At 62.0% G+C, this 12,479-nt stretch carries 8 protein-coding genes; 4 read left to right on the forward strand and 4 right to left on the reverse strand.

What is annotated here, in order from left to right:
* Nucleotides 1-6: 6 nt before the first annotated feature.
* Nucleotides 7-1,029: a 2-keto-3-deoxygluconate permease gene (locus ABCP74_RS07235; RefSeq protein ID WP_343001325.1), complete on the forward strand. Its 1,023-nt coding sequence runs from the start codon at nucleotides 7-9 to the stop codon at nucleotides 1,027-1,029.
* A gap of 188 nt (nucleotides 1,030-1,217) precedes the next feature.
* Nucleotides 1,218-2,360, forward strand: coding sequence for a GGDEF domain-containing protein (locus ABCP74_RS07240; protein ID WP_343001326.1), 1,143 nt, complete (start codon nucleotides 1,218-1,220; stop codon nucleotides 2,358-2,360).
* Between the two features lie 191 nt (nucleotides 2,361-2,551).
* Here the strand turns inward: ABCP74_RS07240 and ABCP74_RS07245 are convergent, their stop codons facing one another.
* The gene (locus ABCP74_RS07245; RefSeq protein WP_343001327.1) at nucleotides 2,552-3,487 is read right to left on the reverse strand and encodes a DMT family transporter; all 936 of its coding nucleotides are present in this window, start codon (nucleotides 3,485-3,487) and stop codon (nucleotides 2,552-2,554) included.
* A 100-nt stretch (nucleotides 3,488-3,587) separates the two neighbouring features.
* Complete coding sequence (locus tag ABCP74_RS07250) at nucleotides 3,588-7,334, reverse strand: phosphoribosylformylglycinamidine synthase (RefSeq protein ID WP_343001328.1); 3,747 nt, start codon at nucleotides 7,332-7,334, stop codon at nucleotides 3,588-3,590.
* Between the two features lie 184 nt (nucleotides 7,335-7,518).
* On the opposite strand from ABCP74_RS07250, the gene ABCP74_RS07255 reads away from it, so the two are divergent.
* The gene (locus ABCP74_RS07255) at nucleotides 7,519-9,081 is read left to right on the forward strand and encodes a cation:proton antiporter domain-containing protein (RefSeq protein WP_006234446.1); all 1,563 of its coding nucleotides are present in this window, start codon (nucleotides 7,519-7,521) and stop codon (nucleotides 9,079-9,081) included.
* Nucleotides 9,082-9,426: 345 nt separating this feature from the next.
* On the opposite strand, the gene ABCP74_RS07260 is transcribed toward ABCP74_RS07255, so the two are convergent.
* Entirely contained in the window at nucleotides 9,427-10,176 is a 750-nt protein-coding gene (locus ABCP74_RS07260; protein ID WP_138340724.1) for an SDR family NAD(P)-dependent oxidoreductase, read from the reverse strand.
* A gap of 214 nt (nucleotides 10,177-10,390) precedes the next feature.
* Nucleotides 10,391-11,734, reverse strand: coding sequence for a homoserine dehydrogenase (locus ABCP74_RS07265; RefSeq protein WP_343001329.1), 1,344 nt, complete (start codon nucleotides 11,732-11,734; stop codon nucleotides 10,391-10,393).
* A 184-nt stretch (nucleotides 11,735-11,918) separates the two neighbouring features.
* Here ABCP74_RS07265 and ABCP74_RS07270 point away from each other — a divergent pair, with 184 nt between their 5' ends.
* The gene (locus ABCP74_RS07270) at nucleotides 11,919-12,272 is read left to right on the forward strand and encodes a type 1 periplasmic-binding domain-containing protein (RefSeq protein ID WP_226790394.1); all 354 of its coding nucleotides are present in this window, start codon (nucleotides 11,919-11,921) and stop codon (nucleotides 12,270-12,272) included.
* The last annotated feature ends 207 nt before the right edge of the window (nucleotides 12,273-12,479 follow it).

Here is a 12,479-nt window from a genome sequence, read left to right on the forward strand (position 1 = left end):
GGTTTCATGGCACAGGAAGCGACTGCCAACGAGCAAAAGAAATTCAAGGTTCCGCGCATCCCGGGCGACATCATGATCTATCCGATGATCGTCGGTCTTTTGCTCAACACCTTCTGCCCGCAGGTTTTTGAGATCGGCGGCTTCTTTACGGCTGCCTGCCGCGGTGGGTCCAATACCATCGTCGCCGCGATCCTGCTGTTTGTGGGCGCCGGCATCAGCTTTAAGTCCACGCCGGGCGCCATCAAGACCGGTATCGTCGTGCTGATCCCCAAGCTGGTCGTCGCAGCGGCTCTCGGCCTAGGCGTGGCATATTTCTTTAACGACAACTTCCTGGGTCTGAGCTCCGTGTCTATCATCGGCGGCATTACGTTTTGCAACATGGCGCTCTATACGGGCATCATGGGCGAGTTCGGCGATGAGTCCGAGCAGGGCGCTGTCGGTATCCTGTTCTTTACGGCCGGCCCCGCCGTCACGATGATCATCCTTGGTGTTTCGGGTCTCGCCAATATCCCCGTCGGCACCATCATCGGATCCATCCTGCCGCTTGTTATCGGTATGGTCCTGGGCAACCTGTTCCCGTTTATCAAGAACCTGCTGGTTCCCGGCGCCAATCCCGCGATCGCTGTAATTGGTTTTCAGCTCGGTGCGTCCATGAGCCTTTCGAGCTTCATCGCCGGTGGCATTTCGGGCATCCTGCTGGGCCTCATCACGCTCTTTATCGTCGGTCCCATTACCTTTGCCTTCGAGCGCCTGTGTGGCGGCAACGGTAAGGCGGCTGTGGCTTGTTCCACCATTGCCGGCACGGCCATGACCACGCCGGTCGCCCTCGCCGAGGTCGCTCCGCGCTATGCCGAGCTTGCGCCCACCGCGTATGCGCAGATCGCCACCGCCGTCATCATCACGGCAATCATGGCCCCGATTCTGACCGGCTGGGTCGATAAGAAGTTCTGCCACGGCGAAGAAGATCTGTCGGTCGAAGGCGTCGAGGCTATTGAGGAGGCCGTCGCGACCGACATCGACGGCGAGTAACGGCCGTTAACCATAATTGATTCCGGCGTGCAATTCGCGCCGTCAGAGCGCCCGAACGAGAGCTGTCTTACAGCAACGTTCGGGCGCTCTGCTATTATTCCCTTTACCCCTGCGGAGTAAGGGGCGTTTATTGCCCAGACACGAATCGGGCGATTCTGACCACTTGGATATTGAAGGGAGGGCGTCTAGTGGTTAAGGCACTCAAGATCGAGATATTCCTGCTGTGCATGATTATTCTTATCGGGCTTGCCGTGCGAAGCCGTCGCTCCCTGTTCTCGAGCACCCAGCAGCTTTTGTTTAGCATGCTGGGCTACACGTCTGCTGCCTACATTTTCTTCGATATGATCTGGACGCTCTCGGACGGCGTGAGCACTCCTGTAGGCATCACGGCCAACTGGATTTCCAACGCGGTTTCGTTTTCGCTGTTCGCCATCGCGTGCCTCATTTGGTTTTTCTATTCCGAGACGATGCAGGGCTCACGGCTCCTGACCACGCCCTACAGGGTGGTACTTTTAACGTTGCCAACCGCATTGGTGGTCGTGCTGGCATTTACCAGCTACTGGACGCACGCTATGTTCTATATCGATGCGCAGGGCGTATATCGTCGCGGCTTTGCTTATATGATCCAGCCCATCGTGAGCTACTGCTACGTCATATATACGTCCTTGCAAGCCTTTATTCAGGCTCGAAAAGTCGAAAGCCTGCAAAAGAAGGCCATTTATCGCACCCTCGCCTTTTTTGCGGTTCCCGCTCTGGTGGGCGGTACCTTCCAGGTTTTGTTTTCGGTACCGGGCCTTTGCGTCGGTATAACGCTGAGCATCCTGCTGCTCTACATCATCTGCCAGGAGCAGCTGATCTCGACCGACCCGTTGACTGGCCTTAACAATCGCAACCGTTTTGAGACCTATATGCTGTCGCTGTTCTCGGGTACTGACCAGGCCGAGGGTGTGTATCTGCTTATGATGGACGCTGACGGCTTTAAGCAGATTAACGACCGGTATGGACATGTTGAGGGCGATCATGCCCTCCAGGTCATATCTGCTACGCTCAAAGAGGTCTGCTCGGCGTCTGGTGGCTTTATCGCACGTTATGGTGGCGATGAGTTCGTGGTGCTTCAAAAGGCGACGGCGGAGCAGGACATCATAGACCTGTGTTCGGTGATTAACGACGAGCTCGCTCGTGCCGAGGTGCCGTATGCATTGCGGATGTCCATCGGTTACGCGTGGGTCGGCGATAGCGTTGACACCTGGCAAGACTTACTTCGCGCTGCCGATGCGGAGCTCTACCGCGTCAAGGCCGAGAAAAAGAAAGCCGGCGTACAAATGCGCTAGAAAAAAGGGGCGCACGACCGTTGCGATGGTCGTGCGCCCCTTTTGCGTTTGTGGGGGCCACCGGCCATAATGCCCAGGCGCGGTGCGGCAAGACGGGCGTCTGCCGCCGCGACTCGGTACGAAATCAACGAGAACCAGTGTGCTCCATTAAGCTAAAGTATGCGAATGCCCTCCCTAAAAAGGTGAGCTCGCTAGGCTTTTTTGGGTTTGTTGACGATGATGATGCCGCCGCAGACCAACAGCAGGGCAACGATGACGGTAACGAGGCTCGTGCCAGCGCCCTCGCCGAGCAGCAGCGCGCTCAGCACCACACCAAAGACGGGGTTCATAAATCCAAAGACAGAGACGCGGCTGACGGGGTTGACGGCAAGCAGGCGCGACCACAGCGAGTAGGCGACCGCGGAGATAAGCGCCATGTAGATGATGAGCGCGATGGCGGGGACAATCGCTGTGGGGGAGAGCGCGCCACCCATCAAAAAGCCGATGGCGGTGAGGACCAGGCCGCCGACCAAGAACTGCCACCCGGCAAGCAAGACGCCGTCGTGCTTGCGCGAGAAGATGCCGATCAGGCAGGTCGAAAGAGCACCCGCGACAGTGGAGGCTAGGATAAAGCCCTCGCCGTCGAGCGTAAAGCCAAAGGTGCCGTCCGCGCCCGAAAGGTTGACGAGCGCGACGCCGGCAAAGCCCAGCGCACAGCCAAGCACCTTGGCCGTACTGAGCTTCTCGGTGTGAAATGCCAGGGCGGCAAAGAGGATTGCGAGGAAGTTGGCGCTGGCCTCGATGATGGAGCTCGACATGGCGCTGGCGCGCGAGAGGCCCAGATAGAAAAAGAAGTACTGACCGATGGTCTGAAAGAGCGACAAGATAAAGATGGGCTTGATATCGCGTGCCTGTGGGACGAGCGGGCGGCGCTGGGCTGCACTCATACCGGCGATAACCAGGATACCGGCAAGTGTGAAGCGCAAACCTGCAAAGAGTAGCTGCGAGGCGCTATCGTGCGCCGGGATACCAAACAGCTCGTAACCGATCTTGATGCAGGGGAAAGCCGACCCCCAGAGCGCGCAGCAGACGAGGCAACCCAGGATGAGTCCGGGCAGAGTGGCGAGATACGGCTTGCGGCTTTCCATGATGTTCTTCTCCCATACGCGCAAATAAAAAAGAACCCGCCACCGGGCGTGCCGGTGGCGGGTGTTGTTACCCGAGGGGATTGTACCCGATGGGAAAGGTTTAAGCGAAGTAGGCTACGCCGCTCTCAAAGATCGGCATGAACTTGTCGCCGGGGACATGCTCGGGCACGTTGCGGTACAGGTTGTCGCCGCGGCGCTCGGCATGGCCCATCTTGCCCAGGACACGGCCGTCGGGGCTCGTGATGCCCTCGATGGCGAGTGCGGAGCCGTTGGGGTTGACGGAGAGATCCATGCTGGGCTTGCCGTCCTCGCCCACGTACTGCGTGGCGACCTGGCCGTTGGCGATCAGCTGGGCGAGCACTTCGTCATTGGCGACAAAGCGGCCCTCGCCGTGGCTGATGGCGACGGTGTAGGGGTCGTCCAGGCTGCACTGCGACAGCCACGGGGACAAGTTGGACGAGATGCGGGTGCGCACCAGACGGCTCTGGTGGCGACCGATGGTGTTGAACGTCAACGTGGGCGCATCGGGCGTGGCGTCGACGATGTCGCCGTAGGGCACCAGGCCGAGCTTGATCAGGGCCTGGAAGCCGTTGCAGATGCCCAGCATCAGGCCATCGCGGGCCTTGAGCAGGTCGCGGACTGCCTCGGTGACCTCGGGAGCGCGGAAGAACGCCGTGATGAACTTGGCAGAGCCGTCGGGCTCGTCGCCGCCCGAGAAGCCGCCGGGGATCATAACGATCTGGCTTGCACGGATGCGGCGGGCAAGCTCGTGGGTGCTCTCGGCGACGGCCTCGGGCGTGAGGTTGTTGATCACGAAGGTGTCGGCCTCGGCACCGGCGGCACGGAAGGCGCGGGCGCTGTCGTACTCGCAGTTGTTGCCGGGGAACACGGGGATGATCACGCGCGGGCGGGCGATCTTGGCGCCGCCGTACACGTGGATATCCTTGGCGCGGAAGTCGATGGTCTCGACCTCGGGGGTCTCGCCGGCGCTGCGGTAGGTGAAGACGCCCTCGATGCCGCTCTCCCAGGCCTCCTGGAGCTCGGCGAGCTCGATGACCTCGGAGCCGGTGTCGATGACATAGCCCTCGACGGTGGTGCCCAGGGGCTCGACGACAACGCCGTCGGCGACCTCGGGCAGCTCGGCGTCCTCGGCGAGCTCGACGATAAAGCTGCCGTAGAGCGGGGTGAAGAGGCTCTCCACGTCTACATCCTCGGCAAGCTCGATACCGATCTGGTTACCGACGCACATCTTAAAGAGGCTCTCGGCGCCGCAGCCGTAGCCGGGCGTGGAGATGGCCAGGGCGTTGCCGGTAGCAGTGAGCGCCTCGACGGCGTCAAACGCGGCGAGCAGCTGCTGGGCGTCGGGACGGTAGTCCTCGCCATAGGTGGCGGGGGCGATGCGGACGACGCGGTGCGTGAGGCCCTTGAACTCGGGTGAGACGGCGCGGGCGGCCTTGCCCACGGCGACGGCGAAGCTGATCAGGGTCGGCGGAACGTTGAGCTCGCCGGTCTCGTCCTCAAACGAACCGCTCATGGAGTCCTTGCCGCCGATGGCGCCGGCACCCAGGTCGACTTGGGCCATGAGGGCGCCCAGGACGGCTGCCGTGGGCTTGCCCCAGCGCTCGGCCTCGGTGCGCAGACGCTCGAAGTACTCTTGGAAGGAGAGGTAGGCGCGCTTGTGCTCAAAGCCGGCGGCAACGAGCTTGGCGATGGACTCGACCACGGACAGGTAGGCGCCCGCAAACTGGTCGGCCTCCATCAGATAGGGGTTGAAGCCCCATGCCATGGCGCTCGCCGTGGTGGTCTCGCCGTCCACGGGGAACTTGGCGACCATGGCCGAGCTTGGGGTGAGCTGCGTCTTGCCGCCAAAGGGCATGAGCACGGTCGCGGCGCCGATGGTGGAGTCGAAGCGCTCGGAAAGGCCCTTGTTGGAAGCGACGTTGAGGTCGGTGACGAGCGAGGTCATGCGCTCGGCGAGCGTGGTGCCGGCCCAGCTGGGCTGCCACACGCTGCGGGCACAGACGTGGGCGACCTGGTGCTTGGGCGCACCGTTGGAGTTGAGGAACTCGCGGGACAGATCGACGATGGCGACGCCGTTCCATGCCATGCGCATGCGCGGCTCGGCGGTAACCTCGGCGATAACGGTCGCCTCCAGGTTCTCCTCGGCGGCGTAGCCCATGAACTCCTCGACGTCACCGTCGGCGACGGCGCAAGCCATGCGCTCCTGGGACTCGGAGATAGCGAGCTCGGTGCCGTCCAGGCCGTCGTACTTCTTGGTCACGGTGTCCAGGTCCACGTACAGGCCGTCGGCAAGCTCGCCCACGGCGACTGAGACGCCGCCGGCGCCAAAGTCGTTGCAGCGCTTGATCAGACGGCAGGCGTCGCCGCGGCGGAACAGGCGCTGCAGCTTGCGCTCGACCGGGGCGTTGCCCTTCTGGACCTCGGCACCCGAGGTCTCGATGGACTCGGTGTTCTGGGTCTTGGAGGAGCCGGTGGCGCCACCGATGCCATCGCGGCCGGTGCGGCCGCCCAGCAGGATGATCTTGTCGGTGGGGGCGGGGCACTCGCGGCGCACGTGGTTTGCCGGGGTAGCGCCCACGACGGCGCCGACCTCCATGCGCTTGGCCACGTAGCCGGGGTGATAGAGTTCGTTGACCTGGCCGGTGGCAAGGCCGATCTGGTTGCCGTAGCTGGAGTAGCCGGCGGCAGCGGTGGTCACGAGCTTGCGCTGCGGCAGCTTGCCCTCGAGCGTCTCGGAAACCGGGACGGTGGGGTCGCCGGCGCCGGTGACGCGCATGGCCTGGTACACATAGCTGCGGCCCGAGAGCGGGTCGCGGATAGCGCCGCCCACGCAGGTGGCGGCACCGCCGAAGGGCTCGATCTCGGTCGGGTGGTTGTGGGTCTCGTTCTTAAACAGGAACAGCCAGTCCTGGTCCTCGCCGTCGACATCGACCTTCACCTTGACGGTGCAGGCGTTGATCTCCTCGGACTCATCGACATCGGTCATGACGCCGGTCTTCTTAAGATACTTGGCGCCGATGGTGCCCATGTCCATGAGGCAGACGGGCTTGGCGTCGCGGCCGAGTTCGTGGCGCATCTCCATGTAGCGGTCGAAGGCTTGCTGCACCACGGCGTCGTCGATCGTCACGTCGTCCAGGACGGTGCCGAAGGTGGTGTGGCGGCAGTGATCGGACCAGTAGGTGTCGATCACGCGGATCTCGGTGATGGTGGGGTCGCGGTCCTCATCGCGGAAGTACTGCTGGCAGAAGGCGATGTCCGCCTCGTCCATGGCAAGGCCGCGATCGGCGATAAAGGCGGCAAGGCCGGCCTCGTCGAGCTCGCGGAAGCCGTCGAGCACCTCGACGGGCTGGGGCTCGGGGGTCTCCATGTACAGCGTCTCGGGCAGGTCGAGCGAGGCGATGCGCGCCTCGACGGGGTTCACCACGTAGTGCTTGATGGCCTCGATGGCGGCTTCGTCCAGAGCGCCCGAGATGATATAGACCTTGGCGGAGCGCACGGCGGGGCGCTCGCCCTGGCTGATGAGCTGCACGCACTCGCTGGCGGAGTCGGCGCGCTGGTCAAACTGGCCAGGCAGGAATTCGACGGCAAAGACGGCGCCATCGCTTGCGGGGAGCTCGTCGTAGGTCACATCGACCTGGGGCTCGCTAAAGACGGTCGGCACGCAGGAGCGGAAAAGCTCCTCGTCGATGCCCTCGACGTCGTAGCGGTTGATGATCCTCAGGGCCTCGATGCCCTTGATGCCGAGAATTTCGGTCAGCTCGCCCTTGAGCTGCTGAGCCTCGACGTCGAACCCGGGTTTCTTCTCCACGTAGATACGAGAGACCATTGGTTCCTGCCTTCCTGATCGGTTGGGCGTACGGTACGGTATGCGGCAGCGGTCGGTTTGCGGGGTCTGCCCTGCGGTCGCCTTGAGCCACATGTTTGTAAACCTCACTATGATACGACAGCTCGCGGCGCGTTGAGGACGGCGAGGGTGCTACAGTGAAGCGCAAACAAGAGAAAGGCATCACATGGCATTCGTTTCGCTCGCCATCATCGCACTCGTGGCCTTTGCGAGTCCTTTTATCGCCTCGGCGATTCCCGGAAAACCCGTTCCCGAGACGGTCTTTTTGCTCGTGCTCGGCGCGGTGCTGGGACCCCATATGCTCGGCGTCATCCATGTAGATGCTGAGGTCTCGCTTGTGTCCGAGCTGGGCCTGGCCTTCTTGTTCCTGCTTGCCGGCTTTGAGATCGACCCCAAGAGCATCACGGGCGTCGAGGGGCGCTACGGCTTGGCGACGTGGGTCGTCACGTTTGGTATCGCCTGGCTTGCCGTGCGCTTTACCCCGTGGTTCTCAGTCAGTCATTTCGACGGTATCGCCGTGACGCTTGCCCTCACTTCGACGGCGCTCGGCACGCTCGTGCCCATCATGCGTGAGCGCTCGCTCACTGGCACGCGTGTGGGCGACTCGATTCTCGCGTATGGCACCTGGGGTGAGCTCGGCCCTGTGCTCGCCATGTCGGTGCTGCTGTCTGCCCGCACTGGCATCCAAACGCTCGTAATCCTTGGCTTGTTTGCGGTGGTTTGCGTGTTGCTGGCTGTGGTCCCAAGCCGCTCCAAGCGTGTCGGCAGCCGCTTCTTTGCGTTTGTCGAGGAACGCGCCGATACCACGTCGCAGACCTTCGTGCGCCTGACGGTGCTCATCCTGGTCACACTCGTGGCGTTCTCGGCCGTCTTTGATCTCGACATCGTGTTGGGTTCTTTTGCCGCCGGCTTTGTCTTGCGCTATATCATCCCCGAGGGCAACCATACGCTCGAGACCAAGCTCGATGGCCTGGCCTACGGCTTTTTGATTCCGGTATTCTTTACCGTATCGGGCGCAAAGATCGATCTGACGGCCGTGGCGTCGCGCCCGGGTCTGCTCGTGGGCTTTATCGTGGCGTTGTTGATTATTCGTGCCGTGCCCATTCTTATTTCTATGAGCATTTGTCCTGCGACGCGCGATGTGTCGGCGTATGGTCGCATTACCGTGGCCCTGTACTGCACCACGGCCCTGCCGATCATCGTTGCCGTGACAAGCGTTGCCGTCAACGCGGGCGCGCTGTCGCAAGATATTGCGTCGGTCATGGTCGCTGCCGGTGCCATCACGGTGTTCTTGATGCCGTTGCTCGCGCAGCTCTTCTACCGCGTGGTCGACGCCGCGCCGGTCGCCGCCGTGGCAGAAGTTGCCGAGCATCCATCCGATGCGCTCGACATCCTGCGCGCCCATCACGATTTGGCGAGCCTGCTCGCACGTGAGCACGAGCTGCTGACTTCGCATGGCCATGGTCGCGTATTCGAGGGCTTGCCTACGCTCGATACGATTGCCGAGCGTCTTTCCGCCGAGGCGGCGAGCGGCCACATCGATGCCCGCATCGTGGACGCGGCGCATCTTCTTGCCGATAAGACCTATGGTGATGAGGTCGACCCGTCCGAGCTGACCCCGCGCGAGCGTCGCCGCCTGGAGCGCGCCAAGCTCGCCGTGCGCGAATACCGCCGCCGCATGTTGGAGCTCTATGCAAGAGAAGAAGCCGAGGACGACGACGGCAAGTAGTCGATACTCTCTCGGGGAAGCCGCGTCCCGCTTTGAAGGCTCGGAACGGGATGTGGTTTCCGAAACGGGGGCCGTTGGGAAACTGTGTCCCGGAATGGGCGCTCAGAGTGGGATGCAGTTTCCGCGAGAGATCCGTTGCGGAAACGGTATCCCAGAATCGGCGTTCAAAACGGGGCGCTCTTTCCGAAACATGGCCCTGAGGGAAGCTGCGTCCCGGTCTGAGTCGGAATTCCGGGACACAGCTTCCCTTTCAAACAGAAGAAGGCGCGCTGCCTGCAGTTGATGCAGACGGCGCGCCTTCTTTGTTGGACTATGTTGAGGCTGGGAGCTGAGGCTTGTGGTCCCTTAAGAGCGGGCGGCTCCGTCGACGGGGAGCACGGCGCCCGTGACGTAGGAGGACATGTCGCTCGCCAGGAAAACAAAGGCGTTGGCGACATCCTCGGGCTCGCCCATGCGACCCAGCGGAATGGTGGCGACGATGGGCTTAATAACCTCTTCAGGCAGGTTGGCGACCATGTCGGTTTTGGTTACACCGGGTGCTACGGCATTGACGCGAATGCCCATGGGGGCGAGCTCGCGCGAGAGCGACTGGACCATGCCGTTGACGGCAAACTTGGACGTTGGATAGCCGACGCCAGAGGGCTGGCCGTACTTGGCAACCATCGAGCTCGTGGTGGTGATGGTGCCGCCGTGGCCGGCCTCGGTCATGATCTTGGCGGCAGCTTGGTGGCCATTAAAGACGGCGACGACGTTAAGGTCCATGACCTTTGCGAACTCCTCGGCCGTGTAGTCCAAGAGGGGTGAACGCTGGGAGATACCGGCATTGTTGACGACCGTGTCCAAGCCGCCCATGTCGGCTGCAGCCTGGGTAAAGGCCTCGGTCACGGCTTCGAGTGAGGTGAGGTCGCAGGAGCGGCCCCAGACCTTGGCGTCGGGATAGGCGGCTGTCAGCTTCTCAACGGCCGCATCGGCGGTCTCCTGACGCGAGCCAAAGACGGTGACGGCGGCGCCTTCCTCGATAAAACGGCAGGCGATGGCATAGCCGATACCGCGCGTGCCTCCGGTGATGATTGCTTTCTTGCCCTCGAGCAACATGGTATTTCCTCTCATCGCGGGCGGACATTCGCAGCACAGCGTAGCCGTAACTGGAATCGGCCGTGTTTGCATATCGGTGAACGGTAGCCCGCGTTACCGATGAGCGGCTCGCGCAAATGTGCTCTGCCGTTGTGCTTAGGGCAGGAGACAAAAGGGCTCCCGTCCCGCATCGGACGGGAGCCCTCAAAGCGTGTATTGCTAGGCGAGCGTTGAGCTAGTTCGCCATGACGCCTTCGGTCCAAGCCTCAACGTCCTCGATGCGCAGGACGTTGGCGACCTCGGCTACGCAGTCGACGTTGGCAAGCTCGGCGGTGGCAGCCTGGACGTCCTTCTCGAGCGCGCGGTGCGTCAGGAAGATGACCGAGCAAGTATCGCTGGCGCCCGACTTGCCGTCCTCGACCTGGTTGATGAGCGAGATCGAGATGTTGTGCTTGGCAAAGATGTCGACCGTCTCGGACAGGGCACCCACGCGGTCGGCGACCTTCAGGCGCACATAGTACTTAGTCTGGAGCTCGTCCATGGGCTTAAAGGCGAGGTTGTGACCATAGGGCTCAATCTCGGGCAGCGGAGCCACGCCGCGGCTGATCTGCTCGGAGAGCGACAGGATATCGCCCACGACGGCGCTCGCGGTGGGGAAGGAGCCTGCGCCGGCACCGTAGAACATGGTCTCGCCCACGGCGTCGCCTACCACGTAGACGGCGTTCATGGCGCCGTTGACCTTGGCGAGCATATGGTCTGCCGGGATGAGCGTGGGATGCACGCGAACGTCGACGCCGGCGTTGGTGTTGCGGGCGATGCCCAGCAGCTTGATGGTGTAGCCGAGCTCGCGGGCCTGGGCGATATCCTCGGCACCGATGGTGCGGATGCCCTGCTGGTACACATCGTCGGTGGTAACGCGGGTGCCAAAGCCGATGGAGGCGAGGATGGCTGTCTTGCTGGCGGCATCGAAGCCGTCGACGTCGGCGGACGGGTCGGCCTCGGCATAGCCCTTTGCCTGTGCGTCGGCAAGTACGTCGGCGTAATCGGCGCCCTCGGCGTCCATGCGCGACAGGATGTAGTTGGTGGTGCCGTTGAGGATGCCGGCGATGGTCAGGATCTTGTTGCCTACCAGGTCGTGCTCAAGCGTGCTCACGATGGGGATGCCGCCGCCGCAGCTGGCCTCGCACTTAATCTGCACGCCGCACGCGCGCGCCTTCTCGGCAAGCGTCTCGACGTGACGGCCCAGCAGGGCCTTGTTGGCAGAGACGACGTGCTTGCCGTGCTCAAAGGCAGTGGTGAAGATCTCGGTTGCGGGATGCTCGCCGCCGATCAGCTCGACGACGATGTCGACGGCGGGGTCGGTTGCGACATCGTGCCAGTCACTCGTAAAGGCCTCGCGCTCAATGCCTGCTGCCTCGGCCTGCTCCCAAGCAAGCGCGCAGGCGCGGGTCAGCTTAAGGTCGATGCCGTAGGCTGCCAGGTACTCATCGTGGTGGCTCTTGATCAGACGGGCCACGCCGCCGCCGACGGTTCCCAGACCGATCAGACCGACGTTCACGGTGCGCATGGGTTCGCTCATAGATAGCTCCTTCGTGCATCTTATGGATGGATTAACCGCTTAAAGGTTGAGTGCATTCTAGCGTGAAGTGCGGGCGCGTGCTTGCCTGGCAGCGGGAGCAGCACAAAACGCCACCCCCGAAACGCTGCGGAAACATTGGAAACACGCTCGCTACAAACGGAACTCCGTAACAAACTGTCAACGTTTGCACCATAAGGTTTGCTTCACCGACCCCACCATGGGCACCAGCGCCGCGAAGTTCTTGGCCGAGAAGTATACGGACGCCAAGGTCGCCCTGTTCTACAACTCCGGCGATACGTACAGCTCGGGCGTTGCCGACGCCTTTGCCGAGCAGGCCAAGGCGTCCAAGCTTGATATCGTTGATACCGAGACCTTTAAGGACGATTCTTCCACGAGCTTTACCAACCAGCTCACCAAGGCCATGCGCAAGATCAAGATCGAGGGCCTGACGGGCGAGCTGACGTGGAACGATGAGGGCCAAGTCGAAAAGCCCGCTACGGCCTATGTGATTCAGGACGGCAAGTACATCGCCGCCTAAGTGCATATAACGAGACCGGTGGGGCCGTTTTATTCAGGGCGGGGACGCCTGTAACAGAACGGAAACATTACTTTCACACAATAAAGTGGCTAAACTGCATAAACCGACAGAAATACGCATGATTATGGATAAATGAACAAATCAAAAGAAAAGTTGAAATAATCGCCACTTTCCTTAACTAAAGCGTCTAGTATTTTGCGAACGCCG

The sequence above is a fragment of the Collinsella aerofaciens genome, assembly GCF_039062315.1.
GTDB lineage: Bacteria > Actinomycetota > Coriobacteriia > Coriobacteriales > Coriobacteriaceae > Collinsella > Collinsella aerofaciens_BG.

Coding starts and splice junctions, on each gene's coding strand:
- ABCP74_RS07245 (WP_343001327.1), bottom strand. CDS start 3,487: ATGGAAAGCCGCAAGCCGTATCTCGCCACTCTGCCCGGACTCATCCTG.
- ABCP74_RS07260 (WP_138340724.1), bottom strand. CDS start 10,176: ATGTTGCTCGAGGGCAAGAAAGCAATCATCACCGGAGGCACGCGCGGT.
- ABCP74_RS07250 (WP_343001328.1), bottom strand. CDS start 7,334: ATGGTCTCTCGTATCTACGTGGAGAAGAAACCCGGGTTCGACGTCGAG.
- ABCP74_RS07255 (WP_006234446.1), top strand. CDS start 7,519: ATGGCATTCGTTTCGCTCGCCATCATCGCACTCGTGGCCTTTGCGAGT.
- ABCP74_RS07235 (WP_343001325.1), top strand. CDS start 7: ATGGCACAGGAAGCGACTGCCAACGAGCAAAAGAAATTCAAGGTTCCG.
- ABCP74_RS07265 (WP_343001329.1), bottom strand. CDS start 11,734: ATGAGCGAACCCATGCGCACCGTGAACGTCGGTCTGATCGGTCTGGGA.